Origin of the sequence: Mesorhizobium sp. M1A.T.Ca.IN.004.03.1.1, from assembly GCF_003997555.1 — a bacterium.
In the GTDB taxonomy this organism is placed as follows: Bacteria; Pseudomonadota; Alphaproteobacteria; order Rhizobiales; family Rhizobiaceae; genus Mesorhizobium.
Genome location: NZ_RZTV01001252.1, coordinates 1 through 228, shown reverse-complemented (window position 1 = coordinate 228; position 228 = coordinate 1). Strand labels below are relative to the sequence as shown.

Here is a 228-nt window from a genome sequence, read left to right as displayed (position 1 = left end):
GAGCCAACCATGCCGCGAGGCGTCGTCGACATCGGCACGACATTCGAGATCAATCTCGAAGTCCTCACCAGCCTCCGGCCATCGCTCATCCTGAGCACGCCTTTCCTGGCGGCGCTGGATGAAAAACTCTCCCGCATCGCGCCGGTCGCGACCTTCACTGTTTATGCCGAGAACGGCGATGCGCTCGACCGCTCCTACGCCGAAACGCGGCGTCTCGGCGCCATGATC

Annotated in this window: 1 pseudogene; it reads left to right on the top strand. The window is 63.2% G+C overall.

Going from position 1 to position 228, the window contains the following annotated elements:
• A pseudogene (locus tag EOD29_RS35715) lies at positions 1–228 on the top strand (iron-siderophore ABC transporter substrate-binding protein); the annotation flags it as partial.